27 protein-coding genes are annotated in these 23,098 nt (G+C 64.8%); 14 read left to right on the top strand and 13 right to left on the bottom strand.

The annotated features are described in order from the left end of the window. Positions 1-87 precede the first annotated feature (87 nt). Positions 88-915: a 2,3,4,5-tetrahydropyridine-2,6-dicarboxylate N-succinyltransferase gene (dapD, locus tag VK682_RS00550; protein WP_089842038.1), complete on the bottom strand. Its 828-nt coding sequence runs from the start codon at positions 913-915 to the stop codon at positions 88-90. Between the two features lie 193 nt (positions 916-1,108). On the opposite strand from dapD, the gene VK682_RS00545 reads away from it, so the two are divergent. The 4 genes from VK682_RS00545 (at position 1,109) to VK682_RS00530 (ending at position 4,073) form a co-directional block, all read left to right on the top strand. Then, entirely contained in the window at positions 1,109-1,399 is a 291-nt protein-coding gene (locus VK682_RS00545; protein ID WP_089842035.1) for a ribbon-helix-helix domain-containing protein, read from the top strand. 100 nt (positions 1,400-1,499) lie between these two features. Then, entirely contained in the window at positions 1,500-1,895 is a 396-nt protein-coding gene (locus tag VK682_RS00540) for a VOC family protein (RefSeq protein WP_324781299.1), read from the top strand. Positions 1,896-1,962: 67 nt separating this feature from the next. After that, entirely contained in the window at positions 1,963-2,487 is a 525-nt protein-coding gene (locus VK682_RS00535; RefSeq protein WP_230794633.1) for a twin-arginine translocation signal domain-containing protein, read from the top strand. 14 nt (positions 2,488-2,501) lie between these two features. Then, entirely contained in the window at positions 2,502-4,073 is a 1,572-nt protein-coding gene (locus VK682_RS00530; RefSeq protein WP_230794632.1) for a GMC family oxidoreductase, read from the top strand. Between the two features lie 78 nt (positions 4,074-4,151). Here VK682_RS00530 and VK682_RS00525 read toward each other — a convergent pair whose 3' ends face one another. Then, positions 4,152-5,069: a threonine/serine dehydratase gene (locus VK682_RS00525; protein WP_230794631.1), complete on the bottom strand. Its 918-nt coding sequence runs from the start codon at positions 5,067-5,069 to the stop codon at positions 4,152-4,154. A gap of 74 nt (positions 5,070-5,143) precedes the next feature. Between VK682_RS00525 and VK682_RS00520 the strand changes: the two genes are divergently transcribed. After that, positions 5,144-5,986 (top strand): LOG family protein, encoded by an 843-nt coding sequence (locus tag VK682_RS00520; protein ID WP_089842019.1) that lies wholly within the window; start codon positions 5,144-5,146, stop codon positions 5,984-5,986. A gap of 43 nt (positions 5,987-6,029) precedes the next feature. On the opposite strand, the gene VK682_RS00515 is transcribed toward VK682_RS00520, so the two are convergent. Continuing rightward, positions 6,030-7,910 (bottom strand): nucleoside-diphosphate sugar epimerase/dehydratase, encoded by a 1,881-nt coding sequence (locus VK682_RS00515; protein WP_089842016.1) that lies wholly within the window; start codon positions 7,908-7,910, stop codon positions 6,030-6,032. A 431-nt stretch (positions 7,911-8,341) separates the two neighbouring features. On the opposite strand from VK682_RS00515, the gene VK682_RS00510 reads away from it, so the two are divergent. Both VK682_RS00510 and VK682_RS00505 read left to right on the top strand, forming a co-directional pair. Beyond that, on the top strand, positions 8,342-9,364 hold the full coding sequence (locus VK682_RS00510; protein WP_230794630.1) for an aspartate-semialdehyde dehydrogenase: 1,023 nt from the start codon (positions 8,342-8,344) through the stop codon (positions 9,362-9,364). Positions 9,365-9,558: 194 nt separating this feature from the next. Continuing rightward, a complete protein-coding gene (locus VK682_RS00505) occupies positions 9,559-9,702 on the top strand; it encodes a hypothetical protein (protein WP_165616706.1) in 144 nt (47 codons plus the stop codon). 248 nt (positions 9,703-9,950) lie between these two features. Here VK682_RS00505 and VK682_RS00500 read toward each other — a convergent pair whose 3' ends face one another. Beyond that, positions 9,951-10,598 carry a carbonic anhydrase gene (locus VK682_RS00500; protein ID WP_089842010.1) on the bottom strand — a complete coding sequence of 216 codons (648 nt, stop codon included), beginning with the start codon at positions 10,596-10,598 and terminating at the stop codon, positions 9,951-9,953. Positions 10,599-10,730: 132 nt separating this feature from the next. Between VK682_RS00500 and VK682_RS00495 the strand changes: the two genes are divergently transcribed. From VK682_RS00495 to speB, 4 genes are all read left to right on the top strand, one after another. Further along, a complete protein-coding gene (locus VK682_RS00495) occupies positions 10,731-11,126 on the top strand; it encodes a hypothetical protein (protein ID WP_230794629.1) in 396 nt (131 codons plus the stop codon). A 69-nt stretch (positions 11,127-11,195) separates the two neighbouring features. Beyond that, on the top strand, positions 11,196-12,581 hold the full coding sequence (locus VK682_RS00490) for a leucyl aminopeptidase family protein (protein WP_230794628.1): 1,386 nt from the start codon (positions 11,196-11,198) through the stop codon (positions 12,579-12,581). Beyond that, positions 12,578-13,414: a C40 family peptidase gene (locus tag VK682_RS00485; RefSeq protein ID WP_230794627.1), complete on the top strand. Its 837-nt coding sequence runs from the start codon at positions 12,578-12,580 to the stop codon at positions 13,412-13,414. The genes VK682_RS00490 and VK682_RS00485 overlap by 4 nt, the downstream gene beginning before the upstream one ends. Then, positions 13,414-14,376, top strand: a complete 963-nt coding sequence (gene speB / locus VK682_RS00480; RefSeq protein ID WP_230794626.1) for an agmatinase — start codon at positions 13,414-13,416, stop codon at positions 14,374-14,376. The genes VK682_RS00485 and speB overlap by 1 nt, the downstream gene beginning before the upstream one ends. A gap of 17 nt (positions 14,377-14,393) precedes the next feature. On the opposite strand, the gene VK682_RS00475 is transcribed toward speB, so the two are convergent. After that, the gene (locus VK682_RS00475) at positions 14,394-14,729 is read right to left on the bottom strand and encodes a DUF2794 domain-containing protein (protein WP_089841995.1); all 336 of its coding nucleotides are present in this window, start codon (positions 14,727-14,729) and stop codon (positions 14,394-14,396) included. A 109-nt stretch (positions 14,730-14,838) separates the two neighbouring features. On the opposite strand from VK682_RS00475, the gene VK682_RS00470 reads away from it, so the two are divergent. Beyond that, a complete protein-coding gene (locus VK682_RS00470; RefSeq protein WP_324781298.1) occupies positions 14,839-15,612 on the top strand; it encodes an ion transporter in 774 nt (257 codons plus the stop codon). 160 nt (positions 15,613-15,772) lie between these two features. Here the strand turns inward: VK682_RS00470 and VK682_RS00465 are convergent, their stop codons facing one another. The 8 genes from VK682_RS00465 to VK682_RS00430 all read right to left on the bottom strand — a co-directional run bounded on the left by VK682_RS00465 (position 15,773) and on the right by VK682_RS00430 (position 21,920). Next, a complete protein-coding gene (locus VK682_RS00465; protein WP_324781297.1) occupies positions 15,773-16,801 on the bottom strand; it encodes a tyrosine-type recombinase/integrase in 1,029 nt (342 codons plus the stop codon). A gap of 233 nt (positions 16,802-17,034) precedes the next feature. Further along, positions 17,035-17,367 (bottom strand): DUF2190 family protein, encoded by a 333-nt coding sequence (locus VK682_RS00460; RefSeq protein WP_324781296.1) that lies wholly within the window; start codon positions 17,365-17,367, stop codon positions 17,035-17,037. Position 17,368: 1 nt separating this feature from the next. After that, positions 17,369-17,584 (bottom strand): phage head-tail joining protein, encoded by a 216-nt coding sequence (locus VK682_RS00455; RefSeq protein WP_324781295.1) that lies wholly within the window; start codon positions 17,582-17,584, stop codon positions 17,369-17,371. Continuing rightward, positions 17,584-19,353 (bottom strand): prohead protease/major capsid protein fusion protein, encoded by a 1,770-nt coding sequence (locus VK682_RS00450; protein WP_324781294.1) that lies wholly within the window; start codon positions 19,351-19,353, stop codon positions 17,584-17,586. The genes VK682_RS00455 and VK682_RS00450 overlap by 1 nt, the downstream gene beginning before the upstream one ends. Continuing rightward, entirely contained in the window at positions 19,350-20,687 is a 1,338-nt protein-coding gene (locus tag VK682_RS00445) for a phage portal protein (RefSeq protein WP_324781293.1), read from the bottom strand. Before VK682_RS00445 ends, VK682_RS00450 begins: the two co-directional genes overlap by 4 nt. Then, positions 20,687-21,121, bottom strand: coding sequence for a MerR family transcriptional regulator (locus tag VK682_RS00440; RefSeq protein ID WP_324781292.1), 435 nt, complete (start codon positions 21,119-21,121; stop codon positions 20,687-20,689). Before VK682_RS00440 ends, VK682_RS00445 begins: the two co-directional genes overlap by 1 nt. A gap of 135 nt (positions 21,122-21,256) precedes the next feature. Next, on the bottom strand, positions 21,257-21,706 hold the full coding sequence (locus tag VK682_RS00435) for a hypothetical protein (protein WP_324781291.1): 450 nt from the start codon (positions 21,704-21,706) through the stop codon (positions 21,257-21,259). Between the two features lie 25 nt (positions 21,707-21,731). After that, a complete protein-coding gene (locus VK682_RS00430) occupies positions 21,732-21,920 on the bottom strand; it encodes a hypothetical protein (protein ID WP_324781290.1) in 189 nt (62 codons plus the stop codon). A 57-nt stretch (positions 21,921-21,977) separates the two neighbouring features. On the opposite strand from VK682_RS00430, the gene VK682_RS00425 reads away from it, so the two are divergent. Both VK682_RS00425 and VK682_RS00420 read left to right on the top strand, forming a co-directional pair. Next, the gene (locus VK682_RS00425) at positions 21,978-22,235 is read left to right on the top strand and encodes a helix-turn-helix domain-containing protein (protein WP_324781289.1); all 258 of its coding nucleotides are present in this window, start codon (positions 21,978-21,980) and stop codon (positions 22,233-22,235) included. 34 nt (positions 22,236-22,269) lie between these two features. Beyond that, complete coding sequence (locus VK682_RS00420) at positions 22,270-23,088, top strand: hypothetical protein (protein ID WP_324781288.1); 819 nt, start codon at positions 22,270-22,272, stop codon at positions 23,086-23,088. The last annotated feature ends 10 nt before the right edge of the window (positions 23,089-23,098 follow it).

The following is a 23,098-nucleotide window of genomic DNA, read 5'->3' as shown; positions in this document are numbered from 1 at the left end:
CGCTTTAATGACACAGTTCCAAGGCAACGCGCGCCGGGGCGGCGAAGTTCCCGGCCCCCGCAAAGAGGCCGGGCCGGGCGCGCGGGATCAGTCGCGCAGCAGCTCGTTGATGCCGGTCTTGGAGCGGGTCTTTTCGTCGACGCGCTTCACGATCACCGCGCAGTAAAGGCTGACGCCGTTCTTCGACGGCATGGAGCCTGCCACCACCACGGAATAGGGCGGCACCTCGCCATACATGACCTCGCCGGTCTCGCGGTCGACGATCTTGGTGGACTGGCCAAGGAAGACCCCCATGCCCAGCACCGAGCCTTCGCGCACGATCACGCCTTCCACCACTTCGGAGCGGGCGCCGATGAAGCAATTGTCCTCGATGATGGTCGGACCGGCCTGCATGGGCTCCAGCACGCCGCCGATGCCCACGCCGCCCGACAGGTGCACGCCCTTGCCGATCTGCGCGCAGCTGCCCACCGTGGCCCATGTGTCGACCATGGTGCCGCTGTCGACATAGGCGCCAAGGTTGACGAAGCTGGGCATCAGCACCACGCCCGGGGCGATATAGGCGGATTTGCGGACCACGCAGTTCGGCACGGCACGGAAGCCTGCGGCGCGCCACTGGTTGTCGCCCCAGCCCTTGAACTTGCTGTCGACCTTGTCCCACCAGCCGCCGCCCTGCGGGCCGCCATCCTGACGTTCCATGTCCTTGATGCGGAAGCCAAGCAGCACCGCCTTCTTGGCCCACTGGTTCACATGCCAGTCGCCATTCTCCTGCCGTTCGGCCACCCGCAGCGCGCCGGAATCAAGCGCGTCAAGCGTGGCTTCGATGGCCTCGCGGGTTTCGCCGGTGGTGGCGGAGGTGATGCTGTCGCGCGCGTCCCAGGCGGATTCTATGGCGGCTTCAAGCTGGGCGTTGGACATGGGGTCGGCTCCTTCGTGCGGTCGGGATCGGTCGGGGTTTCGGCTGTCATAGCGGCGTGGAGGGCGCGGGACAATCCGCGTGATGGGACGGCGGCGCGCTGTCCGACCTTTGGCGGCTGTGCGCCGCCCGCGTTCTGCGCTAGACTTTGCGGCACCATCCGGCCCATGCGGCGGGTGGCAGGGAGGGTTTGCCATGTGTCACGTCTTTGCCGGACAGGATCCTGTCCGTTATGCCACCACCACCCGGCGCCTGCGGCTCAACGGCCAAAGCACCAGCATCCGGCTGGAAAATTCCTTCTGGGCCATTCTGGACGAGATCGCGGCGCAGGAGGGCGTGACCACCCCCGCCTTCGTGTCGAAACTGCATGCCGAGGTGCTGGAACTGCGTGGCGAGCCGGAGAATTTCACCTCGCTGCTGCGCTGCGCCTGTCTGGTGTTTCTGGAACAGCGGGCGGCGGCGCCGCGTCTGCTTGCGGCGGAATGATCGCCGGGGCGGGCCGCGCCGGGTAGTAAGGTGATACTACCCGCAGGGCCCGCAGCCTTGTCAGTCTGGACGAACCGACACGACTGACAAGGAGACGCTTGTGGCAAAAGCCATCCACAGCATGATCCGCGTTCTCGACGAGGCGCGGTCGCTGGATTTCTATGACCGCGCCTTCGGGCTGAAGATCGCGGACCGGCTCGATTTTCCCGACTTCACGCTGATCTATCTCAGCAATGCGGAGACCGGGTTCGAACTGGAACTGACCGTCAACAAGGACCGGACCGAGCCCTATGACCTTGGCGATGGCTATGGCCATCTGGCGGTGTCGGTGGCCGATCTGGACGCCGAACATGCCCGCTTCGAGGCGGAGGGGCTGAACCCGCGCAAGCTGGTCAGCTTTGCGCCCGCGGGCACGCTGGTGGCGCGGTTCTTCTTTGTGGCCGATCCTGACGGATACCAGATCGAGGTGCTGGAACGCAGCGGAAGGTTCACCTGACACAGCCACCGGGGCGCTGCGGGAGAGGAGGCCCGCCCGCCCCGGCACATCAAGGGAGGAGGAAAGAATGACACCAAGTGCAAGCCACCGGGGCCTGACCCGGCGCCAGCTTCTGTCGCGCGCCACTGCGGCGGGCGCGTCTTTTGTGGTGGGGACCGGATTTGTCGCGGCCCCCGACGCCGCATGGGCTGCCGAAACCAGCCATCTGGAGCCGCGCGTCTTTGCGACGCTGGTGCAGATGGCGCGCGACATCTACCCGCATGACCGCATCGCGGATGCCCATTACGTCATTGCCGTGCGCGGCTATGACACGCCCGAGACGGCGCCCGCCATCACGGCGGGCATCGCGGCGCTGGACGCTGCGGCGCAGGGGCGGGGCTTTGGCAGCTATCTCGACACCGGCTGGGAACGCGACCGGGTCGACCTGCTGCGCGGCATGGAGGAGAGCGCCTTTTTCCAGCAGATCCGCGGCGGGCTGGTGACCGGGCTTTACAACCAGAAAGAGGTCTGGCCGGTCTTTGGCTACGAGGGCGAGAGCTACTCCTTGGGCGGCTATATCGACCGTGGTTTCAACGACATTGCGTGGCTCTGAGGGAGGATCGGAAGATGGCAGCGGTTTTTGATCTGAACGACGACAGCGTGGTCGTCATCATCGGCACCGGCGCGGGCGGGGGCGTTCTGGCCAACGAACTGGCGCAGAAAGGCGTCAATGTCGTGGCGCTGGAAGCGGGCGGGCGGTACCTGCCCGAGGATTACGTCAACGACGAATGGGAAAGCTTCGGGCAGCTGGCCTGGACCGACCCGCGCACCACCAGCGGCGACTGGCGCGTGGCGCGGGATTTTTCGGGCCTGCCGGCATGGATCGTAAAGGCGGTGGGCGGGACGACGACCCACTGGGCGGGGGCCTCGCTCCGGTTTCAGGACCATGAATGGAAGGCCGCCACCACCTATGGCCCGGTGCAGGGTGCCAACCTGCTGGACTGGCCAATTGATGCCGCCGAGATGGCGCCTTGGTATGACAAGGCCGAGGAAAAGCTGGGCGTGACCCGCACCGGCGGGCGCGAGGGCCTGCCGGGCAGCAACAATTATCTGGTCTTCGAAAAAGGCGCGCGGGCGCTGGGCTATACCGAGGTGCATACCGGGCGCATGGCGATCAATTCGGCATGGAACGATGACCGCATGGCCTGCCAGCAGACCGGGTTCTGCTTTCAGGGCTGCAAATGGGGGGCGAAATGGTCCTCGGCCTATACCGACATTCCGCGCGGCGAGGAGACCGGCCATCTGGAGGTGCGCGAGCGGGCGCATGTGGCCCGCATCCTGCACAATGACGAGGGCCGCGTCACCGGGGTGGAGTATTTCGACAAGGACGGCGCGCTGCAGATGCAGAAGGCGCGGATCGTCTGCGTGGCGGGCAATTCCTTTGAAAGCCCGCGGCTGCTGCTCAACTCCGCCTCGGCGATGTTCCCCGACGGGCTGGCCAACAGTTCCGGTCAGGTGGGGCGCAACTACATGCGGCACATGACCGGATCGGTCTATGGCATCTTCGACAAGCCGGTGCGGATGTGGCGCGGCACCACCATGGCGGGGATCATTCAGGACGAGGCGCGGCACGATCCCTCGCGCGGCTTTGTCGGCGGCTACGAGATGGAGACGCTGAGCCTTGGCATCCCGTTCATGGCGGCCTTCCTTGATCCCGGCGGCTGGGGGCGCGAGTTCACCTCGGCGCTGGATGCCTACGAGAACATGGCGGGCATGTGGCTGGTGGGCGAGGACATGCCGCAGGAGACCAACCGCGTCACCCTGAACCACGCGGTGACGGACCAGTGGGGCCTGCCGGTCGCCAATGTGCATTTCAGCGACCATCCCAATGACGTGGCGATGCGCGCCCATGCCTATGGCCGGGGGCAGGCGGTCTATGAGGCGGTGGGGGCGACGCGCACCCTGCCGACGCCGCCTTATCCGTCGACGCATAACCTTGGCACCAACCGCATGTCGGAACATGCGCGCGACGGGGTGGTGAACCGCTGGGGGCAGACGCATGACATCCCCAACCTCTTCGTGTCGGACGGGTCGCAGTTCACCACGGGAGCGGCGGAGAATCCGACGCTGACCATCGTGGCGCTGGCGATCCGGCAGGCGGATCACATCGCGCGGGAAATGTCGGCCCGCAACATCTGACGGTTTGGCCGCAAGGGCAGGGGGGCGCTGCCCCCCTGCACCCCCCGGAGTTTAGGGGCAAGATGAAGGGCAGGACCGTCAGGGCAGCGGATCGGGCGCGGGATTGGCGCCGCAGAGCAGCACCGCCACCCGTTCGCCGGGGGCTGGCACATAGGCGCCGGAGCGCAGCGCGGCGAGGGCCGTGGCGCCCGCCGGTTCCAGCAGCAGGCGGTGGCTGTGCCAGAGCGTCCGCTGCGCCTCGAGGATCGCGGCATCGCTGACCCGCACGCTGGCGGCAAGATGGTCCTGCGCGAGACCAAGGCAGATCTCGCCGATGCGCCGGGCGCCAAGCGCGTTGGCGGCCACGCCCGAGACTGCCACATCCACCGGATGCCCCGCCTCCAGCGCCGCGTGCAGGGTGGGGGCGGTGTCCGGTTCCACCGCCACGATGCGGCGCGCGCCCCTGCTCCAGGCCAGGGCCCCCGCGATCAGCCCGCCGCCGCCCACGGCGATCAGCAGCGTGTCAGCCTCGAGCCCCTGCTCCTCCCATTCGCGCAGCAGCGTGCCCTGTCCCGCCACGGTGGCGGGGGCGTCATAGGCGTGGATCTGCAGCGCGCCGGTCTCTGCCTCCAGCTGGCGGGCGGCTTCGAGCGCGTTGGAATAATCGCCCGGCACCACGGTCAGGTCGCCGCCGCAGCGGTCGATCAGGGCGATCTTGGCGGGGCCTGCAAGTTCGGGCACGAAGATGCGGGCAGGGTGGCCCAGACGGCTGGCGGCATAGGCCACCGCCGCGCCGTGATTGCCGCCCGAGGCCGCGACCACGCCCGCCGCCGGCACGGGCAGGGACAGCAGGGTGTTGAAGGCGCCGCGCGCCTTGAAGCTGCCGGTGTGCTGCAGATGTTCCAGTTTCAGCGCCACGGGGTGATCCCACAGCACTGCGCTGTCCATCACCGGCGTGCGCTGCACATGGGGCGCGATCCGCGCGGCGGCGGCGGCGATCTCTGTCGTCCAGTCCATGGTGAATTCCCTTGTCGTCCGATCCGCCGCGCAGGCTATAGTTGGGAAAAGAGCAGGACAAGGACAGTCAGATCATGAATGACGACCGCCATTCCATCTTCCGCGATGCGGGCCATGACCGGAAGACCGCCGACCAGATTCCCGACACGCCGCAGACCCGGGCGCCGTCCTATCGGCTTGCCTTTGCCGACGAGGAATTCCTGTGCCGCGAGGAACTGCGCCCGGTGCGGCTGCAGCTGGAACTGCTGAAGCCGCAGATGCTGCTGGACGAACGCCGCATCACCTCCACCGTGGTGCTGTTCGGCGGCGCGCGCATTCCCGCCCCCGCAGAGGCCGGGCAGGCGCGCACGCAGACGCTGGCCGATCTGTCACGCTTCTATGAGGAGGCGCGGCTCTTCGCGCAGGCCATGACCGAGAAATCGCTGGCCAGCGGCAACCGGGATTTTGTGATCGCCACCGGCGGCGGCCCCGGCGTGATGGAGGCGGGCAACCGTGGCGCGCAGGAGGCGGGCGGCATTTCCATCGGGCTTAACATCGTGCTGCCGCATGAACAGGCGCCCAACGTCTATGTGACGCCGGATCTGTGTTTCAACTTCCATTACTTCGCCATCCGCAAGATGCATTTCCTGATGCGGGCGCGGGCGGTCTGCGTGTTTCCGGGCGGGTTCGGCACGCTGGACGAGCTGTTCGAGGCGCTGACCCTGATCCAGACCGGGCGCATGGACCGGGTGCCGTTCCTGCTGTTCGGGCGGGAGTTCTGGGAGCGCATCATCAACTGGGAGGCGCTGAGCGAGGCGGGCACCATCAGCCCCGAGGATCTGGACCTGTTCCGCTTCGTGGAAACCGCGCAGGAGGCGGTGCATGTGATCGAAGAATGGGATCCGGCGCCGCCGCGCGATGACATTCCCGGGCGCTGAGGCGCGACCATTGGGGGGGGCGGGTTGCCGCCCCTCCGCCGGGTCAGACGGTCTGCTTTTCCTCGGCGCGGACCGGGTCTTTTTCGCCGCGTTCCACCCAGCGCGCGATGATGGCGCGGGCCAGCGCCTCGTCGCGGGTGGTGATGGCGTGGCGCAGATCCTTGACCGCCGTCGCCACCTCGAATTCCGACAGATAACCTTCCTGCGCGCGCAGGATCTTGTGATGCGGCGTGGTCAGCATGTCCGGAGAGATCAGCAGTTCCTCGTGCAGCTTCTCGCCGCTGCGCAGGCCGGTGATCTTGATTTCGATGTCACCATCGGGGTTGCGGACGTCGCGCACGGTGTAGCCCGCGCCTTCGATCATCTGCCGGGCCAGTTTGCGGATCGGCACCGGGTTGCCCATGTCCAGCACGAAGACATCGCCGCCCCGGGCGAAGGATCCGGCCAGCAGCACCAGCCGGGCGGCTTCGGAGATGGTCATGAAATAGCGCGTGACGCGGGAATCGGTCAGCGTTACCGGGCCGCCACGGGCGATCTGCTCTTCGAACAGCGGAATGACCGAGCCTGAGGATCCCAGCACATTGCCGAAGCGCACCATGGAAAACCGGGTGTCGGCGCTGCGCGTGGCCAGATCCTGCACGATCAGTTCGGCCAGACGTTTCGACGCGCCCATGACATTGGTGGGCCGCACCGCCTTGTCGGAGGAGACGAGGATGAACCGTTCCACCCCGGCATCGCGCGCGGCTTCGGCGATGACCTTGGTGCCCAGCACGTTGTTGCGCATGCCGGAGATGACGTTGCTTTCGACGAGCGGCAGGTGCTTGTAGGCGGCGGCGTGCAGCACGACATCGATGCGGTATTCTGCCAGAAGCTGGGTCATCAGCGGCTCGTCCAGCACCGATCCCAGCACCGGCGCGATGGTCAGGCCTTCGGACAGGTCGCGCAGTTCCTTGTCGATGTTGTAGAGCGCCAGTTCGCTGTGATCGAGCAGCACGATGCAGTCGGGTTTGCAGCCGATCAGCTGGCGGCAGAGTTCGGATCCGATGGACCCGCCCGCGCCGGTGATCAGGATGCGGCGCCCGGTATAGGCATGGCTGACGCCGGGCAGTTCGCTTTCCAGACGGTTGCGGCCCAGCAGATCGTCCAGCGACACCGGGGCCACGCGCTTTTTCAGTTCGCCCTCGCCGACCAGTTCCGCGAAAGAGGGCAGGGCATGCACCTCGCAGCCGATGCTGCGCAGGCGGTGGGCGATTCGCGCCAGTTCCGGCTGACGGATCGACGGCATGGCCAGCACCACGCGGTCGATGCCCTTGCTGGCGATCAGATCCTTGATGGTCGAGGGGGCATGAACCCGCAGGCCCGAGATCACCAGCGACTGCAATGTGGGGTTGTCGTCGACGAAACACACCGGCTCGATCGCATCGTCATGGCGCAGGGCGGCCACAAGCTGCTGGCCGGTCTGGCCCGCGCCATAGATCAGCACCCGCATCCGCAGAGCGCCCTTGCGGTAGATCTGGATGGTGGCGTGCAGGGCAAGGATGCGCCACGTCGCGCAGAACACCAGCAGCAGCGTGGTGAAGATGAAATAGACCGCAGGCGGCAGCGGCGGGGCGATCAGGGAATCCAGCACAAATCCCGCAACCCCTGTCAGGGCCGCAAAAAATGCCGTGCGTGTGATGCCGCGCGTCTCATAGGCGGCAAGCTTGATCCGGGGCAGACCCAGCCGCCACGAGATCACGCCCCCCACCGCCATCAGCGCGCCGATCAGCGGCAGCAGCGCCATTGCCATGGACAGATCCGTGCGGACCGTCGCGTTCAGCACCAGCGCCGCGAACATCGCCAGCGCCACCATCGCCACGTCGAAACCGACAAAGACGATTTCTTTCTGGGTGCGCGTTAGGGTTGTGACAAGCCGGTAAAACATGTGTCTTGTCCTTCGCGACCGGAGTCGCCTGACCATTAAACCGAAACCAGCGCGGCCTTTGGACCTTGAACGTCTGAGGTGTGGGCGCTGCGTCATACATTCTGCCTGATTGGCGAGCAAAATCACATCCTGTGTAATCGTCTGCCCAAACTATGGACAAGGACCGAGATGCTGCACCTGCACAAATGGGCGGGTTTTCTCCGATCCTGACGTCTTCATGCCATGAATTGCAGCAGGAAGATACAGCCAAGGCCGGACGGCAGGAATTCCTGACCCTGTCTTTCCGGCGCTTCGGGGCGCCCGATCTGACGCGTCAAGTGGGGTTTGGGGCCAATCGGGCCTTCCGCCGCCGGGCGGCATGGGGTATGACCCGCGCTTGTCCGAAGCCGGGATTCACCCGGCGGCGGCAGTAACGAAGGGAGCCAGATCACATGGGCTACAAGGTCGTCATAGTGGGCGCCACGGGGAACGTGGGCCGCGAAATGCTGAACATCCTCGCCGAGCGCGAATTTCCGGTGGACGAGATCGCGGCGCTTGCGTCGCGCAGGTCGCTGGGAACCGAGGTGAGCTTTGGCGACAGGACGCTCAAGACCCAGGATCTGGCCACATTCGACTTCACCGGCTGGGACATGGCGCTGTTCGCCATCGGCTCTGACGCCACGAAGGAATATGCGCCCAAGGCCGCAGGCGCGGGCTGCGTGGTGATCGACAACTCGTCGCTCTATCGCTACGACCCCGACGTGCCGCTGGTGGTGCCCGAGGTCAACGCCGACGCGGTGCTGGGCTATACCAAGAAGAACATCATCGCCAACCCCAACTGCTCCACCGCGCAGATGGTCGTGGCGCTGAAGCCGCTGCATGACCGCGCCCGGATCAAGCGCGTGGTGGTCAGCACCTATCAGTCGGTGTCCGGCGCGGGCAAAGAGGGCATGGACGAGCTGTGGGACCAGACCAAGGCGGTCTACAACCCCGTGTCCGACGTGCCGCCGAGCAAGTTCACCAAGCAGATCGCCTTCAACGTCATTCCGCATATCGACGTCTTCATGGAAGACGGCTCGACCAAGGAAGAGTGGAAGATGGTGGCCGAGACCAAGAAGATCCTCGACCCCAAGATCAAGCTGACCGCGACCTGCGTGCGCGTGCCGGTGTTTGTCGGCCATTCCGAGGCGCTGAACATCGAATTCGAGGAATTCCTTGACGAGGACGAGGCGCGCGACATCCTGCGCGAGGCGCCCGGCATCATGGTGATCGACAAGCGCGAGGATGGCGGATACATCACGCCGGTGGAATGTGTTGGCGATTTCGCCACCTATATCAGCCGCATCCGTCAGGATTCCACGCTGGATAACGGTCTGAACCTGTGGTGCGTGTCCGACAACCTGCGCAAGGGCGCCGCCCTGAACGCGGTGCAGATCGCCGAGGTTCTGGGCCAGAAGGCGCTGAAAAAAGGCTGACCCGTCGGTCATGACAGATGCAGGGCCCGTCTCCGGCAGGAGGCGGGCCTTTGTCTTGGGCGCCCTGCGCTTTGGGATAGTCGCTTCTCTGCGGCAGAGCGCGGGGCCTATGCGGCGCCGGGCTGGGGCGGGGCCTGCGGGAATGTTAGACCTGCGGGACCAGAGCCCGTTCCCGCGAAGGAGAAGACCAAGACATGATGATCGATCTCACCGACATTGCCCGTGGCCGCCGCATCGTGGCACTGGCCGCGCGGGACATGCTGAGCCGGAGACGTCACCCGCGCCCGGTGCAGGACATGCTGACCCGCACGCTGCGGCGTCTGCGCCTGTCCTTCTAGACCGCTGGTCCGGCGCCCGTCTCTCTCCGGGGGCCGGGCTGGTGGTCTGCCGCGGAGGGGTGCGCCCCGCTCCGCGTCTTGCCGTGGTCTTTCAGAACAATCCCAGGCACGGGTCGGCGTGACGCCGTGCCATGGTCCGGGATCGGAACAGCCTTCGGGCTGAACCGAAAGGTCCGCGCCGCGCTGCCCCAATACGCCCCCGACGGGCCGCGCGGCGCGGGCCCATTGCCTCTGCCGCTGTCGCAGGATCAGACTGCGACGAAGCCGCCCGTTCTGGGATCGTAGCATTCCAGCGCGCCGCCGCCGATTTCGTGCCAGAGCCCGTGCAGCGACATGTCCCCCGCCTCCACGGCGGAGCGCACGAAGGGGAAGGTCATCAGGTTTTCCAGCGACACCACCACGGCCTCACGCTCCAGCAGCGCGGCGCGGCGGTCTTCCTCCTGATCCTTCACCCGTTCATAGCCGGGGCGCAGGATGTCCATCCAGCGGCCGACGAAGCTGGATTTCTCCTCCAGATGCGGGGCGTTGCCGGAACACATGTCCAGACAGCCCTTCACCCCGCCGCAGCCGGAATGACCCATCACGATCACATGCGCGACCTTCAGCGCGGTGACCGCATATTCCACCGCCGCAGAGGTGCCGTGCTGCTGCCCGTCGGGCAGGTAAGGCGGCACAAGGTTGGCGATGTTGCGATGGATGAAGAATTCCCCGGTATCCGCCCCAAAGATCGAGGTCACATGCACCCGGCTGTCACAGCAGGAAATGACCATGGCCCGCGGGTGCTGTCCTTCGGAGGACAGGCGTCGATACCATGCGGCATTCTCCGCATAGCTTGTCGCCTTCCAGCCATGGAACCGCTGGGCCAGATAGGTGGGAAGGGGTTTGGCATGCTGCATCACGAACCTCCACGCGCCGTCACGGCTTTTGGATTACGCGCAATTCGGCAGGAATTCGAGAGAAGAAACGCTGTGCGCCTAAGGTTTTGGGAACTTCGGGGCGCTACTCAGGGCAGGCCGTGGGGGCGGATCATGGGGATGCGTGTGGTGGAACAGGTTGCGGTGCTGTCTCCTTGCGAAAAGGCCGGGCTCGACCCGGAGCGGCTGGAACAGCTTTTTGCCCGGCTCGGGCCGCAGGAAGGTGAAAATGTCGTGTGCCGGGCGATGGAAGAACTGGCCTGCCGGCTGGGCCATGCCGACCGGCTGTTCACGCAGGGCGACTGGCCGGAGATGCGCAAATGCACCCGGGCGCTTGGCCGGATCGCGGAACAGATCGGCATGAGCGGGCTCAGCCGCATCAGCCGCGACGTGGTGCAGTGCATCGATGATGGCGATGGCGTGGCCCTGTCGGCGACGCTGGCGCGGATGGTGCGGATGGGGGAAAGCTCGCTTTACGCGCTCTGGGATCTGCAGGATCTGTCGGTCTGACCGGATCCCCTTGCGAGTGGCGCAGGCTCGGTTAGGCTCTGCGCTGACGTCCCAGAAGGAGCCTCCGCCATGACCCTGACCTTTGCCCCCGCCGGATCCGACGCGCTGCCGCTGCATGTGCTGGAGCCCGCCGGACTGGAGGCGTGGCTGGAGGATCAGCCCGAGGCCACCCGCGCATGGGTCGCGGCGAACGGCTTTCAGGCGGATCTGGGCAGCGCGCTGATGATCCCCGGCCCGGACGGTCGGCCCGTGGCGGGTCTGATGGGGTATGGCACCGAAGCGGCGCGGCGGCGCGGGCGCTTTGCGCTGGCAGGTGCGGTGGGGCGGCTGGGGCAGGGCCCTTGGCGCATCGCCAACAACCTGCCCGGCGGCCGCATCGAGGAGGAGGCGCTGGGATGGCTGCTGGCGGGCTACCGCTTTGCCCGTTACGCGGGCCGGGTGCCCGAGATGCCGCAGCTTGTCGCCCCCGAGGGCGTTGATGCGGCCCGGATCGAAACGCTGGCCGCCTCCGAGGCGCTGATCCGCGATCTGGTCAACACCCCCGCCTCTGACATGGGCCCCGAAGAGCTGGAGGCGGTGGCGCGCAGCCTTGCCACGCAGTTCGGCGCGGCGATCGAGGTGACCACCGGCGACGCGCTGCTGGAGCAGAATTTCCCGATGATCCACGCGGTGGGCCGTGCCAGCCCGCGCGCGCCGCGGCTCATTGACCTGCGTTGGGGCACGCGCGGTCCGCGGCTGACGCTGGTGGGCAAGGGCGTGTGTTTCGACACGGGCGGGCTCAACCTGAAATCCGGCGCCTCCATGGGGCTGATGAAAAAGGACATGGGGGGCGCCGCCAATGTGCTGGGGCTGGCGCGGTCGATCATGGCGCTGGATCTGCCGGTGCAACTGCGCGTGCTGATCCCGGCGGTGGAAAACTCGGTCTCTGGCAGCGCCTTCCGCCCGCAGGACATCCTGACCTCGCGCAAGGGTCTGACGGTGGAGATCAACAACACCGATGCCGAAGGACGGCTGGTGCTGGCCGACGCGCTGGCGCTTGCGGATGAGGAAAAGCCCGATCTGCTGCTGTCCATGGCGACGCTGACCGGCGCCGCGCGGGTGGCGGTGGGGCCGGATCTGGCGCCGTTCTACACCGGAGACGAGGCGTTTGCGGCGGCGCTGTCCCGTGCCTCCGGCCCGGCGGCGGATCCGGTCTGGCGCATGCCGTTCTGGGATCCCTACGAGGAAAAGATCGAGCCGGGCATCGCCGATCTGGACAACGCCCCCGCAGGCGGCATGGCCGGGTCGATCACCGCCGCGCTGTTCCTGCGCCGCTTTGTCACCGACACGCCGCGTTACGCGCATTTCGACATCTATTCGTGGCAGCCCGCCCCCGCGACGGCCCGCCCCAAGGGCGGGCTGGGGCAGGGGCCGCGCGCCATCCTCGCCGCCCTGCCAGAGGTGCTGGGCCTGTGACAGACCGTCGTCTGCTGCCTGCCAATGGCCGGGTGGCCGCCGCGCATCTGCGCGATCAGGTGACCGCCCCCCGCTATGAGCAGGGCCAGCCCGCCAGCCTTGGCGCGGCGGTGACCGATCTGCTGCGCGCGCCGGAGGGCGCGCGGGACCGGCAGCTTCTGCATGGCGCGGCGCTGACCGTCTATGACAGGCATCAGGGCTTTGCCTTCGTCCGGGCCGAGGCGGATGGCTATGTGGGCTATGTCGCGGAGGCGGCGCTGGCCCCGGCCTGCAAGGCCACGCATCGCGTCAGCAGCCGGGCCACCCATGCCTATCGCGATCCTGACCTGAAATCGCCCGACCGGCTGCTGCTGAGCCTTGGCGCGCGGGTCCGCGTGACTGCGCGGCAGGACCGGTTCTGCCAGACGCAGGCGGGCTGGGTGCCGGAGAGACATCTGGCCCCGATCGAGACCCCCGAGACCGATCCCGTTGCCGTGGCGCAGCGCCTGCTGGGCACGCCCTATCTCTGGGGCGGCAATTCGGCACTGGGGATCGACTGTTCCGGGCTGGTGCAGGCGGCGCTCTTGGCCTGCGGCCTGCCCTGTCCCGGCGACAGCGACCAGCAGGAGGCAGCGCTGGGGCAGACCCTGCCTGCGGGCAGCGCGCCTGAACGCGGCGATCTGCTGTTCTGGAAGGGCCATGTGGCGCTGGTTTCCGATCCGCAGACCCTGCTGCATGCCAATGCCTTTCACATGGCGGTGGCGCGCGAACCGCTGGCCCCCGCCCTGTCCCGCATCGAAACCACGGGCGGCGGGGCCGTGACCCGCCATGCCCGCCTGACCGGAGTCCTCTGATGACCAGCGATCCTTTCTTTCACCCCGTCTCCGGCATGGATCTGCCGCGCTTTGCGGGGATCCCCACCTTCATGCGGCTGCCGCTGGTGCAGCCCGACCATGCCCGGTTTTCCGAGGTCGAGATCGGGCTTGTCGGCGTGCCATGGGACAGCGGCACCACCAACCGCCCCGGCCCGCGCCATGGTCCGCGCCAGCTGCGCGACTATTCCACCATGATCCGCGCGCAGCATGCCGTGTCGGGCATCCGCCCGTTCGAGGCTGCGGCCTGCGCTGATCTGGGCGATGTGGGGCCGAACCCCGCCGATCTGCAGGACAGCATGGAGCGGATCACCGCCTTTTACGACAAGGTGGTGGCGGCGGGGATCCAGCCGCTGACCGGGGGCGGCGATCATCTGGTCTCGCTGCCGGTGCTGCGGGCTCTGGGCAAGGCAAAGCCCTTGGGCATGATCCATTTCGACAGCCATACCGACCTGTGGGACAGCTATTTCGGCGGGTTCAAATTCACCCACGGCACGCCCTTCCGCCGCGCGGTGGAGGAAGGCCTGCTGGATCCGAAGCGCGTGGTGCAGATCGGCATCCGTGGCCCGATGTATGACAGCGAGGACCGGGATTTCGCCAAGGCCGTGGGCATCCGCATCATCCCGATCGAGGAATTCCACGCCCGCGGCGTGGCCGACGTGATGGCCGAGGCGCGCGAGATCGTGGGCAGCGCGCCCACCTATGTCAGCTATGACATCGATTTTGTCGATCCGACCTTCGCCCCCGGCACCGGCACGCCGGAAATCGGCGGTCCGAACAGCTATCAGGCGCTGCAGGTGGTGCGCGAACTGACCGGCGTCAGCATCGCGGGCGCCGATCTGGTCGAAGTCTCGCCGCCCTTCGACAGCAGCGGCGGCACGGCGTTTCTGGGTGTGACGATCATGTTTGAACTGCTCTGCGCCATGGTGGCCCAGCCCGCCTGACACATGCCGCCCGGGGGCTAGTCCACCGGGCGGATCAGCTTGCGCTCCAGCACGCGGAGCACGGTCTTCAGGTCGTGCCCGCGTTTCAGCACCTGACCTTCCATGCCGAACACGGCATATTCGCCCTGACGGCTGCGCAGCTTCGGGCGCTTTTCGATCCGATACAGCGGATATTCCGCCGTGCGCCGGAACACCGAAAAGATCGCCACCTCCTTCAGCGAGGAGATGCCGTAATCCCGCCATTCCCCGGCGGCGACCATGCGCCCGTAAAGCGACAGGATCACGGCCAGTTCGGTCCGGTGAAAGGCCACGACCTCGGTCCCGGGACCGGAAAGCGGGGTAAGACTGTTCATCCCCGAAAGCTGCGCCCGATTTCGAGGAAAATCAAGATGCCGGGGCGTGGTCCGCCTTGCGCCGCCGGAGGGGCCACGCCACATAGGCGGCGCAACAACAGGAGCTTCCATGTCCTTTCGTGCCCGCCTTGATGCCCAGCTTGAGACCCCGCTTGTGCGTCACACGATCCTTGGGGTGATCCTGTTCAACGCGGTGATCCTTGGGCTTGAAACCTCGGATCAGGCGATGGCGGCGGCGGGGGGACTGATCCTTGCGCTGGATCTGCTGTGCCTTGCCATTTTCGTGGTCGAGCTTGCCGCCAAGATCCTTGCGCGGGGCGGGGCCTTTTTCCGCTCCGGCTGGAACATCTTCGATTTTGTCATCGTCGCCGTGTCGCTGGTGCCGGCGGGGCAGGGGCTGGCGGTGCTGCGAGCGCTGCGCATCCTGCGGCTCTTGCGCGTCGTGTCCATCGCGCCGACGCTGCGCCGCGTGGTCGAAGGTTTCCTATCGGCCCTGCCGGGCATGGCCTCGGTGTTCCTGCTGATGGGGGTGATCTTCTACATCGCCTCGGTCATGGCGACGAAGCTGTTTGGCGACAGCTTCCCCGACTGGTTCGGCACGCTGGGCATTTCCGCCTATACGCTGTTCCAGATCATGACGCTGGAAAGCTGGTCCATGGGCATCGTGCGCCCGGTGATGGAGGTGCATCCCGAGGCGTGGATGTTCTTTGTGCCCTTCATCCTTGTGACCACCTTCGCGGTGGTCAACCTTGTGGTGGGTCTGATCGTCAATTCCATGCAGGACGCGCATCAGGCCGAAAGCAACGCCGCCACCGATGATTACCGCGACGAGGTGATCCGCCGCCTGCGCGCCATCGAAGAACGGATGGACCGGCGCGACTGACCCGCGCCGCCGCGTTCCGGCACAGGAGTTTCCGATCGGCGTCAGGCCCGCGCGGTGATTGCGCAAATGCGACGCATCGCGCGCAGAATCCGGCTTGCCAGCCCGCAGGGGGCAGCGTATCCCCCACGGCGGGACACCCTTCCCCAACGAAGGGCTTGGTTCATTTTGATATTCTCCTTTCTTTACGGTCGCTTAGATTTGGCGCGCTCTCATTTTGTGCCAAATCCGTGCCAAAAATCGCATCAGTCACGGTCACATCGTCAAGCGCATGAGAATATGTGCGCAGGACGGTTGCAGCGTCTTTCCAGCCGCCACGCTTCGCGATGGTGGCCACGTCATAGCCTGCGCGCAGCATTGTAGTTGCAAAGCCGTGTCGGCAGCAGTGAGGCGACAAGTTCGCGATTTCTGCGCGCTTGGCGACGTTCGCCCAGACCTTGGCGGCAGAGCTGCGTTCCGCATATCCGAAAACCGTGTTCTCCGGATCCCGATTGCTGGGAATGTTGGCGAGCGCAGCGACGACACGCGGGGGCATGTGCGCGATGCGTGCCCACGGCTTAGGCTTGAATCCATATAGGCGGGCAGTGCCCTTCGACAGGTCTACATCCTTCCACTGCAAGCGGAGGGCTTCACTGATCCGTGCGGCGGTGCCGAACATGAACAAGCATAGCGCGGCAAGATGCGGCAGTCTGTCCTTGGTCGCTTGGGTCGCGAAAGCGTTGACCCATTCTAGCGTTGCCGGGGCCTTCTGTGCCGGATCGTGGTCAAACTTTCTTATGCGGATAGGGCTGCACCAACCCAGTTCGGCGGCATAGTTGATGATTGCCTTTGTGGGCGTCAAAACCTGCCTGTTCCACGTCGCGGGGGACACATGCGGATAGATTTTCCGCGCGGACAGCCGCACCGCCTCTCCGGTGATTTCCCGGATCGGTGTATCTTTCCAGTGGTCTTCGATCTCTTCCAGAAACCGCGTGGCCTTGCCCGCCTCACGATATGCGATTGCTGCTTGTGCCATGGTCACATGCGTTGCCGGTCCATCGAGGTGACTTCGCCAAGCCCTGTTTTCGACTTCTGCCGCGATCCTCTGCGCGATTGCTTTGTCCTGCGCGCCCGTAGAGCCTCGTAGTCGCCGGTTGGCAACGGTCCCTCGGTAGTGCCAGACCTTGCCGCGCCGATAGAGTTTGAGGGGCATCGCATCGCCTCCTTTAGGGCTTCGACATGCTCGGGAAAAATGACCATGTTCCTGCCAAGTTTCGCAAACGCGCCGATCTCCCGCAGCTTGCTGCGCAGGGTTCGCTCGGGCACCCCCAAGTGAGCGGCAAGCTCGGCCGGGGTGGTGTATGCTGGCAGAATGTCGGGGTTGCCTTGCATCGTCTGCTTCCGGGGTCAGTGGGGGCGCCAGCGTAGGGCGGGCGCCCGGTGTCGTCAGGCCTGCGCTACGCCATTGAGGCGGACGGCAACGGTCGGCGCGTCGGTGGTCGCGGCCTCGGTTGCCGCGCCGATCAGGGCGTTACCCGTGGCCGTGCCGGTCACATTGTTTGCGCTGGCGTCCCAATAGGCCTTCTGTCCTTTGGTCAGCGCGCCTGTTGCTTTCGGCAGGTCAAAGACGCCGGTCAAGGCGGCTTCAAAATTCTCCCCAACGGCGGCGCGGATCGTGGCGATGCCGAAAAGCGCGCCTTGCATGACGCCTTGCCCTGCGGTCACGGTGTCCTCTGCCGTGAACGTCAGGAAGTTGCCGGAATGCAGAAAGTTCCTCATCTCAAAAGCCTTTCGAGGATTTGAAGGTGACGCGGCGGGGGCGCTTGCCCCCGTCCGCCGCAATGCGCCGTTCGAGGTCTGCAATCGCAGAAGCCATCTCGGCGTCGCTTCCATATTCGGTGCGGTGGCCGTCATACATGACAACCCGGAGCCCCGATGCGCGCGCTCGCACCAGTTCGTCGCGCAGGGACTCCAGTTCTGTGCGGCTGATCGGCATCAGCCTACCCGGTGCCATCCGCGATGGTCGATCCAGCCGCACCCAAAGTCGAGCCGGACCTTCATCTGCACCCCGTCCACCTCGAAGCCTTGGCGGGTTTCGACCTGCGGTCCCGGCGCGCCTTCAAGGTAGGCGTATTCGAGGCCGTCAATCGTGGCCGGATCAGCGGTGATATACCACTGTTCGGCATTGGTCAGACGGGCCTCCACCAGCAGCGTGAGATTGTCGAAGGGGTTCACGTCTGCGGTTTTGGTTGCCGCGATCTCTGCAAGCGCCTGTTCCGCCGCCACTTCCAGTTCCGGGGGCACAACCACAAAGCGCGGGGCAGCATTGATAAGCTCACCCGCCAAGCCCTTCTGCCTGCGCATCGCGAGCCGTCCTGCCGCAAGGCTTGCCAGACTGGGGTCTGCAAAGGCTGCGGTCAGGTTGTGGTGGTCAGCATGAAAGACGGCGATTCCGTCGCTCATGGCGGGGTTCTCGGTCAGCTTGTCCACCAGCTGCTGCGCCTCAAATGCCCGCGCGGCATCGCCCAGCTTGGCCGGGATTTGGGTGAAGGCGCCCAGATCATCGTTCACAAGTGCCTGCCGGGAAATGGCGAAGATACGTCCGAAGGTTTCGACGCTGTAACCCTCTGCGGCCTCTTGGATGGTGCCGCGCTGAAATTCACCGCTTTCACCAACCTTTTTCAGGTCCGGGCCGGTGCCGAATTGCAGAGCGCGCTTGGCGCGAAAATCGCGGGCAGTCGTCTGCCGGGCGACCTGGCGAACGGCAGAGGGCGCGGCCTCATAGGCGCGGCGCAGTTCCCGGTTGACGGCATCGCCAAGGATCAGCGGAAAATCTGAGGTGGTGTGCAGCGCCCGCGTGATCACCGTATCAGCGGCAAGCCCGGTGAAGCTGCCGCCGGATCGCTGCAGACAGTCGCGCGCCAGATCCACGAACGAAAAGTTCGCATAGGGGCGGGCCGCGTCGGTCAGCTGGTGGTCGGGATGCGACCGGGCAAACAGTGCCTCACCCGCCCTTGTGGCGATCACTGCCGGGTCGGTGTGATCGGCAGTGATCGTCGCGCGGGTGGTGCGGGTTGCCGTGGTGGCGCTGCGCCGCTGCATCGCCTCGAAGGCTGCCCGGCGGGCATCTTCGGGCGTCACCTCGGCGTCGATCTGTTCATCCGCCCATGCGCGCGACAGACCGGCGGTTTCCGCGATGCTGCGAATCTCCACATTGATCTGCGCGCGCGTCATGGTCGGCGGCGGGGTCGGGGTGAGGGTTTCGCCCTCGGGCGGTGCATTGTCGGGCATTGCCGGATCTCCATTACGAAAGTGGGCGCCCGGATCTGCCGGGACGGGAACAAGGGACACCTCAACCGGCGTCCAGCGTTTGGCGGTGCGGACAAGGCGGCTTCCGTCGCGCCGCTCTTGCCAGTCGTTCACTTGGTAGCCGATGGACAGGCCGCGCAGCGTGCCGTCCTGAATGTCGGACAGAACGGCGGCGGCGGCGGGGTTGCTGCGAAACTTCATCCGCACCCAAATGCCTTCGCGCCGCAGCTCTGCCGCTTCGATTACCCCCAGCTGGTCACGGGTCGATGCCGATCTGTGGGCGTCCAGCACCGGCGCGCCGATCAGCCGGGACAGATCGGCGCCAGTCAGGTCCAGCCGCTCCACATAGCCTGCGCGGGGGGCATCTGCGCCCGTGGAGACAATCGCTTCCACGGTGCGGGCCACGGGGTCGACCGTGCTGGGGCTGGGGCTGAGACTGCGAAGATGTAGGCTCACGCGGGGGCGCTCCCTTGGTTGCGCCCGGCATCGCGGGCGATTTCGTCGTCTAGTTCGTCGATGTCGCGGCCCCGGCCTGCGACCACCTCGGCCCGGCTTTTCAGCCCCGCGTCGATCGCGCGAACGTCTGCCTCTACCTCGTTCTTGGGGTCGACCCACTGCCAGCCGGGCGGGACGAAGCGCACCGCGAGAAAGTCGGTCAGGTCAGGGCCGGGCACGTCCAGCTGTCCAGCAATCGCGCGGATCTCGATCCAGCGGCGCCAGAGCGGGCGCAGGATCGCGCCCTCGATCAGGTTGCGCTGCATCATTTCGGCGCGGCGGCGAAACTCCAGAAGCCCGACGCGGGCGGAGCTGTAGTTGGTCTGTGTCAGATCGCCGGTCAGGGCCTCAAAGGTCAGCCCTACCCCCGTCGCAATCTCGCGATCCTGCGCCCGCAGAAACTCCACCGCTTGCGTGAGACCTTGCCCCGGATTGGAAAAGGTCACGTCTGCGCCTTGGGGCAGGATGCGCATGGCGCCCGGTTCAAGCGCGACGTTCAGCGTATAGCCGTCTGTCGTTCCGTCGAATCCGGCAAGGCTGCCGTCGAGGTCACGGACATATCCGGTCATCAGGCTGGCGGTTTTCATCAGCATCAGAAGGGCGTCGGACGCTTCGTCGCGGTCCCGCAGTTTCAGCAGGACAGGCGCCAGCCACGACAGGCCGCGCACCTGCCCCGGAAAGAGCCGGTCAAAGACGTGCAGCACATCGCGCGCGGGAACACGCACGGCGGGGCCATAGGTGACAAACGGGGTGCCGGGGGCTTCGGGCAGGATATGGTAAGCAGTCACTTCGTCCTGCGCATCAAATTCGACCCCCGCCACGATGCGGGCGCCGCCGCCAAGATCGCGGTGAATGCTCGGGTCAACCTGTTCCGCAGGCACCGGCTTGACCCGGATTTCGCCATCGTCGGTGATGTGGATCCGGAGAAAGGCTTCCCCGTCGCGGACAAGGCAGCGTGCGGCCAGCGTCAGGACCGGCTGTGTCAGAGCCTCGAAAGCCTCATTCAAGGCGCGGGCGGTGGATTTATCCGGATGCAGGGACCGCACCTGCCAGCCCTTGCCGACCATGGCAGAAACCCAGCTTTCCACGATCCGCTGCCCGTGCGGGTTATTGAGATACTGCGCCCCCGCGCGCGCCTGTGCCGCGCCTCTGGCGGCAAGGGTCGAGGTCTGGGGCGCCGTCAGCAGGGCCGCGCCCTCCCAACGGCGCCCGCCAGACCCCGCCTCAATGCCGGAGCGGCGAAACAGCTTGGCGAGGCCGCGTTGCGCCGCGCGAAGGACTTGGCGGGTCTGCATCAAGCAAGTGCCGGAAACTTGGCGATCAATTCCGCCTCCAGCTTGTCCAGATTTATCAGCAGCAAGAACGAAGTCGTTTCTTGGCAAAGGAGTGACGGGACTTCGGACGCGGGAAGGATACGCTTGCGGATCGGCCCTCCAGCGAAATCCGCGAAAAGCGCCAGAACAGCTTGCGAGTTGTGCAGGCCGTGCAGGTTGGCGAGGCGCGATGCGAGAACGGTTTCCTTTTCCGCGCTGCCCCAAGCCGAAAGTTTGATCCCTTGGTTGAACAGGTTTTTTGTGATTGCTGCCCGCATCGTGTCGGCAAGGTCCCACATGCGAGGGCCGCCCGGCACCGGGGGACGCTCCGGTTTCAGAAAGCCGCGCGAAATCCACTGGTCTAGCCTGCTTCGGCTGATCCCTAAACCTTGGCAAAGTTCTGTGGTGTCGATCATTGGTCCGATCCTGTTCTGACAAATCGTCAGGAGGCAATCTGCCGTCCTCCTGACAATCTGTCAAGGCAGCCCTATCCACCTCATGTCTGCCGCGTTTGCAACCGGGGTGAGAGGCTGCTGGTCTGGCAGAAGCCCCTACGTTATCGGATAGCCGTCCAGCCCTGTGCAGGCGCGCCAGATCGCCATGACAGCGCGGCATTCGAGGGACTGCGCCCGTTCGGCGAACTCGACAGGGTCGATGCAGGCAGGGCTGATGTAGTCCCATGTCAGCGCAGCAAGCGCGCCGATCCCCTCCAGCGACGTGGCGGTGAGTGTAAGCATCCCGGCTTCGGCGGCATGTTCCCTGTCCCGCGCCTCAAGCGATCTAGGGTCATCCCAGTTTTCGTTTCCGGGCGCGGTTACCAGTGCAAGCCAGTCCCGGCGGGCTTCCATCCATTGCCGGTAAAGCGGCATCATCGGATCTTCGGGCGCTGCCGGTGCTATCGACGGCACAGCTAGGGCGGCGGTGCTGGCGGGCAGGGCGGTCAGAAGGGCGCGGCGGGACAGCGCTCCTCCGGTCCCGCAGGCGAGGTTTAGGCGTTTCATCGGTTTTCCTCCCTTGGGGTTTTGGTCAGCGGTCGCTGAGAAGGCGCTCTGTGTGGCGCAGGGCGGTGCGCATGTAGCTGCGCGCCTCCCGGTCTGTCTGGCTGTAACCGTCAGGACGCTCGGTCGCGTCCAAGGCCAGCACGAGGCAGTCGTGAATTTCGGTCAAGCGGACAGAAGGCAAGCCGTGGGCGGCTGCCAGAACGGGGTTCGGCATCAGTTGCTCCGTTGTCTCGGATTGCAGGAATGATTACACTGTATTCAAAACCATGAAATGAATACCCTGTCAACAGTTTTGGATACCATGATAACACCTGAGCAGTGCCGCATGGCACGAGCAGCGTTGCGGTTGGGCGTGCGCGACGTTGCCCGCTTATCTGGCGTGTCAGCGATGACCATTAGTCGCTTTGAAAACGGACAGTCTGGAGGGCAGGCGGAGACCCTGCGGCGATTGCAAGCCGCCTTCGAGCAAGAAGGGATTACTTTCATTCCGGCTAATGGCGGGGGGGCGGGAGTTCGTGCCAAGGCTTAATGTTATTTTACATCAGATTAGAAACAGTATTTCGTTGCAGGTAGTCGTTTCTGTGCTTTCTGCTCTATCGATGTTCTCGCTATACTTCTGGGCGCGTGCTTTCTCTATGCCTCGCCAAATTACAGCTATGATTGACGGTACCGCGATAGTTAGTGCAGGTCTGGAGATTGTAGGTCAAATCATCGTTTCTGTAGCAATAGTTAAGCTGTTTTCTTTTTGCGCTTCATCATTTTCTATCGGTATCCTTAGTTTGAGACATGTTTCTTATTTTCGAAAATATAGACGTCATTTCTTCCTTTTAATTAAGTTAAGACATGGTTTTCGAAAATTTAGTATGTTGATACTTGGAGGTTTGGTCTTTCTTTCTTTCTCCGTGCTTCATCTCGGTATCTTCCGTGGTGTAGGGTTTGTCCTTATTTTCTTTATACAATTTGTTTTATTTCAATTTGTTACGCATTCTGCTTATGTAGTTTCTGGTATTTTCTCTTTAAGGCGGGGGAGCTATTTAAGGAAGGGGGGCTTCTTCAGAAACCTTCCAGGTATTTTTGCTGCTGTTGTTAATTATTACCGAAAGTCCAAAGGCTCAAGAAAGCTCTCTGCATTTATGGCTGGACTGTCGCTTGTTTTAGTTATTTCAGTACTTCGATTGGCTGAGTGGAAAGGGCATTACATTATGGGGAAATTGGTTGATGTCGAGTTGATTACAAGTGAAGTTATTTCTGGGTCAATTTTTTTTAGGATGGAGGGTGGTGTCATCGTAAGGCGTGATCTTCCAATTGGATCAAAGCCGAATGTCTTTCTGTTTTTGACCTATGATGCTATTGTATCTATAAGTCCGACCGGCGATGATTAACGCGGATCTA

Origin of the sequence: Salipiger marinus (assembly GCF_035481585.1) — a bacterium.
In the GTDB taxonomy this organism is placed as follows: domain Bacteria; phylum Pseudomonadota; class Alphaproteobacteria; order Rhodobacterales; family Rhodobacteraceae; genus Salipiger; species Salipiger marinus.
The sequence above is the reverse complement of the archived record's forward strand: the minus strand, read 5'-3'. Positions and strand labels throughout refer to the sequence as shown.